Below are 2847 nucleotides of genomic sequence, written 5' to 3'. Positions count from 1 at the left end.
AATCCGCAAATGATCGGACTGCAGGGTGTTGAAATCCTTGTGGCTACGCCGGGCAGGCTGCTTGATCTGCTTTCTTACAAAGCATTGAATATTTCACAAACGCAGATCCTGGTTTTGGATGAAGCTGATAAAATGCTGAACCTGGGTTTTGCAGAAGAAATGAAGGATATCTTCTTTCTTTTACCTAAAAAGCGACAAAGCATTCTCTTTTCAGCCACGCTGGGTGATGAAGTTGATCAGATCAACAAAACACAGCTTAAAGATCCTGTGCGCATTGAAATTGCCGAAGAAGAACAGAACATTGACCAGATTAAGCAAACAGCCTATTTTGTAGATCCCGACCGGCGTGGGCCGCTGTTGAGATACCTGATCAAAACCCAGGAAATGCAGCAGGTACTGGTTTTCGTTTCAGCTACGCGAACTGCGGATAACCTGGTTGACAAGCTCAACAAAAACGGCATTCAGGCGCTGGCAATGCATAGTAAAAAAAGCCAGGGTGCAAGAACGGAGGCTTTGAACAAATTCAAATCAGGAAAGCTGACTGTATTGGTCGCGACGGATCTCGTGGCGCGGGGTATTGACATTCAATTCCTGCCTTACGTGATCAATTTTGAATTGCCGCGCTCACCAAAAGATTATGTCCACCGGATCGGGCGCACGGGAAGAGCGGAAGCTTCGGGACAGGCCATTTCGCTGATCTGCCCCGAAGATGTACACCACTTTAAGATCATCCAGAAAAAGATGGGTAAGAAAGTCGAGATGTTCGAATCTTACGACCTGGATTTAATGGGTTATTAATTTTTTCCCTTTTTGGCCAGCTCTATAATATCCTTTTTGCTACCCGACCAGAATGCAATTTTCTGGCGGTTGTAAGTATAGGTAACTGCCACAGAGTCGCCAAAGCTGATAATTGCCGGGTACGAATATTCGTCTTCCTTTTTACCGGTTGCGATATCTGTTTTGTCAGTCCAGTTTTTACCATTATCGTAAGAAAGGATCAGCGACAATGGCGAGCGGGAGCCCCAGTTCTCATTGTCGGGATTATAGGCAAGCACCAATGTACCGTCTGTCAGCCTGGCCAGATCAATTCCGCTGTTTGGATTTGGAAGACTGGTTTTCTTAATTTCAGACCAGGTTTTACCAAAATCTTTCGAATCGCTTCTTCCAATTACGCCGCCCGTGGTACGTACCAGCATGTGAATGTTACCCGGCTCCGACTCCCATAAAGTAGGCTGGATAGCGCCCTTACCTTTGATTTCTGTGGTATCAATTTTGAAGTACGGGCTTGCTTTCCAGGTTTTACCTTTATCAGTACTTCTGTCGACAAACACTTCCCAGCGGTTCACTTCATTGGAAGAGCCCGCCAGCCAATCTCCGTTTGACAGTTCAATCAGCTTGTTTTTAACGGGGCCTCTTCCACCTTTGTCGCCTTTCACCAGCTCATAGGCTTCCGACCAGGTGTTTCCATTGTCGTCGGAAGTTTTCACCCAGGTTTCCCAATGCGCTATCTCTTTCCCTACTTTGAAATATAAATAAACCTTACCGTCCGCAGTCTTTTGTAAAACCGGATTCCAGTGCGCGTCTTCGCGGATCTTGGCTACTTCTACCGGCGTGCTCCACTTACCGGGCCGACCTTTCGACAGCCAGATACCTACGTCAGGGTTTTTCTCTTCTGTCCCCCCGAACCAGGCAATCAGAAACTCTCCGTCATTGAGCCGCACCAGCGTGGAAGCGTGACATTGAGGAAACGGGCGATTATCGCCGAAGACAAATTCCTTTTCTGATGCAAGCGTATCGGACGCAGCTTTTTCTGCATTGTCGGTTTTGTTGGAATTGCAGGAAGTGAGCAATACTGATCCGAATAAAAGAGCAGCTGTAACGCCAGTAGCGATATTTTGTTTAATCCGCATAATAAATTGATGGTGTAAGAATGGTAAAAAAGATACCGGCGCAAAGCCGGATCAGGCTACTTACTTGAGTAATTTCTTCAAATCATCCATCACCAGCCCGGGCGCGTGCTCCTCATACAAAATCCTGTAAACAGCGTGGGTAATGGGCAGGTTGACCTGATAAAGTTTATTGATCTCAAAAATGCTTTTTGTAGCGTAGTAGCCTTCTGCGATCATCTTCATTTCCAGTTGCGCAGCCTTTACGCTATATCCGCGGCCAATCATATTCCCGAAAAGCCTGTTGCGGCTGAACTGCGAATAAGCGGTAACAAGCAGGTCGCCCAGGTAAGCAGAAGAGCTCAGGTCGCGTTTGCGCTTGTCCAGCGCAGTAACCAGGTTTCCGATTTCCTGCATCGCATTGGACACCAGTACAGCCTGAAAATTATCTCCATATCCAAGTCCATGCGTGATCCCGCAGGCCAGTGCGACAATGTTTTTCATGATCGCCGCGTATTCCACTCCGTACAGATCGTCTAACGGATTAGCAGCTACGTACCGGCAGGTCATTAATTTGGCGAAATCCTCCGCTGCGGGGCATTCCGTTGAAGCAATGGAAAGGTAGGATTGCTTTTCAAGCGCCACTTCCTCCGCGTGACACGGACCGGCAATCACGCAGGTTTCATTCAATGCGATACCGAATCGCTCCGAAGCCCAATCGGTGATCAGGATATTTTGTCCGGGGATCATACCCTTGATGGCAGAAACAATGCGCTTGCCTTGCAGGTGCTTTAAGGTCAGATCATGCAGTGCATCTTCGATGAAGGCAGCGGGAACCGCCAGGATCACATAGTCTGCGCCTTTGACTGCGTCTGTTGTTTTCTCGAAAACCTTGATTTTGCGGGGTTGCAGTACCACGTCGCTGAGGTAGCTCGGATTGTGGTGGTACTTGCGGATGTGA

At 47.9% G+C, this 2847-nt stretch carries 3 protein-coding genes; 1 reads left to right on the top strand and 2 read right to left on the bottom strand.

Annotation, left to right across the window (positions count from 1 at the left end; genetic code table 11):
- Positions 1 to 798 (top strand): DEAD/DEAH box helicase (locus ACTIE6_RS07380; RefSeq protein ID WP_439556025.1); only part of this gene is annotated, 798 nt, incomplete at its 5' end.
- On the opposite strand, the gene ACTIE6_RS07375 is transcribed toward ACTIE6_RS07380, so the two are convergent.
- Positions 795 to 1910, bottom strand: a complete 1116-nt coding sequence (locus ACTIE6_RS07375; protein ID WP_439556024.1) for a sialidase family protein — start codon at positions 1908 to 1910, stop codon at positions 795 to 797. The two genes, ACTIE6_RS07380 and ACTIE6_RS07375, sit on opposite strands and share 4 nt — an antisense overlap.
- A 60-nt stretch (positions 1911 to 1970) precedes the next feature.
- Positions 1971 to 2847 (bottom strand): NAD(P)H-dependent glycerol-3-phosphate dehydrogenase (locus ACTIE6_RS07370; RefSeq protein WP_439556023.1); only part of this gene is annotated, 877 nt, incomplete at its 5' end.

Origin of the sequence: Dyadobacter sp., assembly GCF_051859145.1 — a bacterium.
In the GTDB taxonomy this organism is placed as follows: domain Bacteria; phylum Bacteroidota; class Bacteroidia; order Cytophagales; family Spirosomataceae; genus Dyadobacter.
Note: the sequence above shows the minus strand (reverse complement) of the source record. Positions and strands in the feature narration are given on the sequence as shown.

What these genes read in the sequence shown, in the direction of transcription:
- ACTIE6_RS07375 (WP_439556024.1), bottom strand. Translation starts at nt 1,910, where the DNA reads ATGCGGATTAAACAAAATATCGCTACTGGCGTTACAGCTGCTCTTTTA.